This is a genomic window from Pseudomonas sp. (assembly GCF_040514055.1).
Lineage (GTDB): Bacteria > Pseudomonadota > Gammaproteobacteria > Pseudomonadales > Pseudomonadaceae > Aquipseudomonas.
Genome location: NZ_JBEVDL010000013.1, coordinates 1 through 4050 on the forward strand (window position 1 = coordinate 1; position 4050 = coordinate 4050).

General features: G+C 62.1%; 4 protein-coding genes and 1 pseudogene. 1 reads left to right on the plus strand and 4 read right to left on the minus strand.

All coding sequences use genetic code 11. The annotated features are described in order from the left end of the window. From ABWY06_RS03605 to ABWY06_RS03615, 3 genes are all read right to left on the minus strand, one after another. A partial coding sequence (locus ABWY06_RS03605; RefSeq protein ID WP_353924201.1) for an OprD family outer membrane porin occupies nucleotides 1–310 on the minus strand: 310 nt, incomplete at its 3' end. 228 nt (nucleotides 311–538) lie between these two features. After that, nucleotides 539–2188, minus strand: coding sequence for a cation acetate symporter (locus tag ABWY06_RS03610; RefSeq protein WP_353924202.1), 1650 nt, complete (start codon nucleotides 2186–2188; stop codon nucleotides 539–541). Next, the gene (locus tag ABWY06_RS03615) at nucleotides 2185–2514 is read right to left on the minus strand and encodes a DUF485 domain-containing protein (RefSeq protein WP_353924203.1); all 330 of its coding nucleotides are present in this window, start codon (nucleotides 2512–2514) and stop codon (nucleotides 2185–2187) included. Before ABWY06_RS03615 ends, ABWY06_RS03610 begins: the two co-directional genes overlap by 4 nt. A 391-nt stretch (nucleotides 2515–2905) precedes the next feature. Between ABWY06_RS03615 and ABWY06_RS03620 the strand changes: the two genes are divergently transcribed. Beyond that, nucleotides 2906–3862 carry a LysR family transcriptional regulator gene (locus ABWY06_RS03620; RefSeq protein ID WP_274078138.1) on the plus strand — a complete coding sequence of 319 codons (957 nt, stop codon included), beginning with the start codon at nucleotides 2906–2908 and terminating at the stop codon, nucleotides 3860–3862. A 36-nt stretch (nucleotides 3863–3898) separates the two neighbouring features. Here ABWY06_RS03620 and ABWY06_RS03625 read toward each other — a convergent pair. Further along, a pseudogene (locus ABWY06_RS03625) lies at nucleotides 3899–4050 on the minus strand (pyrroloquinoline quinone biosynthesis protein PqqE); the annotation flags it as partial.

A 4050-nucleotide genomic window follows, 5' to 3' on the forward strand; every position in this document is an offset into this window, starting at 1 on the left:
TGTCGCTGTGGCGTTTGAGCAGGCCGGAACCGGCGCGATCGGGGCTGGAGTCGAGTTTGACGCCGAGCAGACCGATGGCGTCGAAACCGACGCCGACCAGACCTTCGGTAAAGCCTGACTCATAGCGCAGCAGGAACCCCTGGGCCCATTCCTCCTGTTTCGATTGCGCGGCGTTGGCCTGGCGATAATCCCGGTTGAAGTAAAAGTTGCGCAGTTCCAGGCTGGCCTTGCTGTCTGCCAGGAAATCCGCATGGACGTGGGTGGCAAGGCTGCTGCCTGCCAGGAACAGGGTGAAGAGGGTAGGTTTCATTGCTTGTCTCTTGTTGTTATGGGCAGTGTTGTTATGGGCAGTGTTGTTATGGGCAGTGTTGTTATGAGCAGTGTTGTCATGAGCCAGCCGTTCCCGCACTGGCCGGGGCCGGTGGCGGGAAGGCTGGTTGAAGGTGCCCTGCGCCGGGCAGCGCAGGGCGGGAGTAAAAAAGCGCGAAGCAAAGGAGCGGACTCGCGCTCGGGGCCGGTGCCCCGCAATGCTGCAGCGTTAGTGACTGCTGGCCACGGCAGCCCCCAGGCCGGTCTGGGCGCGGACGAACTGATCGGCATAGGCCGCGCGCTCACGGTCGGCGCGCTCGCTGCGGTCCAGCCTGGACGCCACCACGATGACCAGGAAGGCCAAAGGCATGGAGAACAGCGCCGGCTGGTCGTAGGGGAAGATCGCCTGGGCATGACCCAATACACCGACCCACACCGACGGCGACCCGATGACCAGCGCCAGGGCGCTGACCAGGCCGGTCAGGCCGCCGTAGAGGGCGCCACGGGTGGTCAGGCCACCCCAGTACATGGCCATGATCAGTACCGGGAAATTTGCAGAGGCGGCGATGCCGAACGTCAGGCCGACCAGGAAGGCGATGTTCTGGCCCTCGAACAGAATGCCGAGGGAGATCGCGACAATGCCCAGGCCGACAGTGGCGATACGCGACACGCGCATCTCCTGCTTCTCGTCGGCCTTGCCCTTTTTCAGTACCGAGGCATACAGGTCGTGGGAAATCGCCGAGGCGCCAGCCAGGGCCAGGCCGGCCACGACCGCAAGGATGGTGGCGAAGGCGACGGCGGAGAGGAATCCGAGAAACAGATTGCCGCCCACCGCTTTGGCCAGGTGCATGGCCACCATGTTGCCGCCACCGATCATGGCGCCGCCCAGCTTGCCATCGACGTAGTACTGCGGGTCTGTGCCGACGATGACGATGGCGGTGTAGCCCAGGATGCACACCACGAGGAAGAAAAAGCCGATGAACACCGTGGCGAACAGCACCGATTTTCGCGCCTCCTTGGCATTGGGCACGGTGAAGAAACGCATCAGGATGTGCGGCAGGCCGGCAATGCCGAAGACCAGGCCAAGGGACAGTGACACCGCGTTGATCGGGTCGGCCAGCAAGGTGCCCGGCCCCATGATTTGCACGCCGCTGGCGTGCACCGCTACGGCTTGGGCCGACAGCGTCTCGAAGCTGAAGCCGAAGCGGCTCAGGGCCATCAGCATCAGGGTCGTTCCGCCCGCCAGCAGCAGGACCGCCTTGGTGATTTGCACCCATGTGGTGGCGAGCATGCCGCCGAAGATCACGTAGACCAGCATCAGCACGCCGACCACAACCACCGCCGTGCGATAGTCGAGGCCGAACAGCAGCTTGATCAACTGGCCGGCGCCGACCATCTGAACCACGAGGTAGCAGCACACCACTGTCAGCGAGCCGAGGGCGGCGAAGCTGCGTACGCGCGTCTGATCCAGGCGAAAGGAGACGATGTCGGCGAAGGTGTAGCGGCCCAGGTTTCGCAGGCGTTCGGCCATCAGGAAGGTGACGATGGGCCAGCCGACGAAGAAGCCAATGATGTAGATGAAGCCGTCATAACCCCGGGCGAACACCATGCTCGAGAGGCCCAGCAAAGTGGCCGCCGACATGTAGTCACCGGCGATCGCCAGGCCATTCTGGAAACCCGTGATACCGCCACCCGCGCTGTAGAAATCGGCAGCGGAGCGCGTACGCCGGGACGCCCACCAGGTGATCAGCAAAGTGGCAAGGACGAAGACGAAGAACATGCCGATGGCATGCACATTGAGCGGCTGCTTCTGCGCGGTGATGGTGTCGGCGTTGGCCAGCAAAGGGCTGAGGGCGAGAAGGGGGAGTAGGCGTTTCATGCGCGGGTCTCCTGCAGGATCTGCGCGCTGAGCGCGTCGAAACGGGTGTTGGCGGTGTGCACGTACCCGGCGGTGAGCAACCAGGACAGCAAGATGATTGCCACGCCAACCGGCATGCCGAGGGTCAGGTGACTACCGTCGTACAGCGGCAGGTGCAGCCAGGCAGGTGCGAAGGCCACTACCATGATGAAGCTGTAATAGACGGCCAGGACCGCACCGCTCAGTGACCAGGCCAGCACTGAGCGCTGGCGGCTGAGGCGCTGGAATTCAGGATTGGCCCTGACCCGGGCGCAGGTCTGGACGTGGTTCGGATGGTCAGTCGTCATAGTGAGGCTCCGCTTTTAATTGTTGTTGTATGTCGGCCTTTTGAGGGGCGTACGGGTACCCGGGCGACATCCCTGGGCGGGACATCACCTGAATGCTGCTGGAGTCGTTGCTGCCCTGGCGATCTTCCGGAGGCGAGGGGAACGCATGGCACCGGTTTGGTGCCGACAGGGTGCCCGCCGGATGTGTCCTCGGCGGGGGCGAATGCGACAGTGATTGCGCTGCCGCGCAACAGCCATTTTTCGCCTTGAAAACAGGTTTTTTACCCTGCATTCAGGCCGTTAGCCCTGATTGAAATCGGGGCCTTTCCGGTGGAGAAACGATGCTGGTCAAACCAGGCTGAATGCGAGTATATGTTGGCTAATTTCCAATAAGAATTGGCAGAAAAGCCTGATGAATATGCAAAATCGCACAACGCAAACTCACGTGAATTGGGACGATATGCGTTTCTTTCTCGAGGTCGCTCGTGCTCGCACCGCCAGTGGCGCAGCACGCCGCCTGGGGGTGGACTACACCACGGTGTCGCGGCGCATCCGCGCCCTTGAGCAAAGCCTTGGCGCGCTGCTTTTCGAGAAGTCCCGAGCGTCGGGTTTCGTCATGACTGTCGAGGGGCAGCGCCTGATCAGTCATGCGGAAACACTGGAAAGTACGCTGCTGGCAGCTTGTGGGGAGGTTTCAGGAACCACCGGGGGGCTTGCCGGGCACCTGCGTATCGGCTGTACCGAAGCCTTCGGCTCGTGCTTCATCACCTCGCAGATGAGTCACTTCATCATTCACTATCCGCATATCTCAGTGGACATTTTGCCGGTCCCGCACTTCGTCAACCTGTCACGACGCGAGGCGGACATTGCCATCACCCTGGAGCGTCCCGAGCGCGGTCCCTACGTGTGCTCGCGCCTATGCGACTACCGCTTGCGTCTGTATGCGACACCGGAGTACCTGGCCAATCATCCACCGATTACCCATAGCGAGGACTTGGCGAGTCACCCCTTCGTGACCTATGTCGAGGACCTGGCGTTCAGCTTCAAGCTGCTCTACCTGAACGATCTGCTGCCCGGCGCGCAAAGCCGCCTGCGTAGCACCAGCGTAGTCTCCCAGTATCATGCGGCGCTGGAGGGGCGCGCGCTGGCCATCCTTCCGTGCTTTCTCGCAGGTCCCGACCCGCGCCTGTGCGAAGTATTGCCGGACCAGGTGGAGGTCACTCGACAGTTCTGGATGTACTACAGCGAGGACCTGCGCAAGCTCAAGCGGATCACCTTGGTCGCCGAATACCTGCGCGCCTGTGCGGAGCTCAATCATCCGCTGTTGATGGGCGAATCGCGCGCGATGGCCTACCTGCCGTCACCCTGAGGTAGCAACGCTGATCCTCGGCTGACAGCATGTCATTCAACCGACCTTGACGATCAGGCGTGAGTTTCGTTCATTGCGAAAGGCCAGTTGTTCAATGGTCTGGGTCGCGTGCTCCGCCTCTTCGCGGGCCTTGAGGATCACGCCGTGTTGAGGCGACTTGCTGCACACCGGGTCGGCGTTGCTCGCGT

What these genes read in the sequence shown, in the direction of transcription:
- ABWY06_RS03610 (WP_353924202.1), bottom strand. Translation starts at nt 2,188, where the DNA reads ATGAAACGCCTACTCCCCCTTCTCGCCCTCAGCCCTTTGCTGGCCAAC.
- ABWY06_RS03615 (WP_353924203.1), bottom strand. Translation starts at nt 2,514, where the DNA reads ATGACGACTGACCATCCGAACCACGTCCAGACCTGCGCCCGGGTCAGG.
- ABWY06_RS03620 (WP_274078138.1), top strand. Translation starts at nt 2,906, where the DNA reads ATGAATATGCAAAATCGCACAACGCAAACTCACGTGAATTGGGACGAT.